General features: G+C 53.2%; 1 protein-coding gene and 1 pseudogene. Both read left to right on the forward strand.

The window, feature by feature from the left end; all coding sequences use genetic code 11:
- The coding region (locus tag KYE_RS15420) for a cytochrome c oxidase assembly protein (protein ID WP_008175173.1) at positions 1 to 622 on the forward strand (622 nt) is incomplete at its 5' end.
- Positions 619 to 804 (forward strand): annotated as a pseudogene (locus tag KYE_RS15425) (SCO family protein); the annotation flags it as partial. The gene KYE_RS15420 and the pseudogene KYE_RS15425, both read left to right, overlap by 4 nt.

An 804-nucleotide genomic window follows, 5' to 3' on the forward strand; every position in this document is an offset into this window, starting at 1 on the left:
TCGGGGTCAGCACCTGATTCTTCATCATATCGGTCCGATCCTGATCGCCCTGTCCAACCCTTTACCGGTCATGCGGTTCTGGTTCGCAAAAATCAGCCCGGGCTGGAGGCATACATTGAGGCCTCTGGGCTGGGTCTATAACGTTCTGCAACAGCCTTTTATCGCCCTTTTCCTGTTTGTCGGGCTTATCTATTTCTGGCTGTGGCCATCAATCCATTTTGACGCCATGCTCAGCCGGGATCTGTATTGGGTCATGAACTGGAGCATGTTGCTGGATGGCCTGCTGTTCTGGTGGTTGATCTTTGATCCAAGACCGCCGGCGATCACCTCATCGCTGGGGTATGGCAGACGCATGTTGGTTCTGGCCGCCGCAGGTGTGCTTCAGATGTTTCTTGGGGCGTGGATCGTGTTTTCACGTGACATGGTCTATGACGTTTACGAAGTCTGTGGCAGGGCCTGGCCGCTGGACCCGGAAGTCGACCAGCTACTGGGAGGCATGCTGACCTATATTCCTCCGGCCATGATGAGCATTCTTGGCATTCTTCTGATGCTCCGGCGAGCCATGCATCAGGACGGAAAATATACCAACCAATCCAAACAACTTGAGGAAACAGCGTCATGAGAACTCGCTTCTGGCGACAGCGCACCAACATCATATCGGCGACCTTAACGCTGATAGCAGCCCTATTGCTGACTGGTTGCTTTGGCAATGACGAGGAAGACTGGAACGGTAAAAACATCAGTGGCTTGATGCCTGAGCTGGAATTCGACCTGATCAATAGCCAGGGCAAGTCTGTATCTGGC

The sequence above is a fragment of the Marinobacter manganoxydans MnI7-9 genome (assembly GCF_000235625.1).
GTDB lineage: Bacteria > Pseudomonadota > Gammaproteobacteria > Pseudomonadales > Oleiphilaceae > Marinobacter > Marinobacter manganoxydans.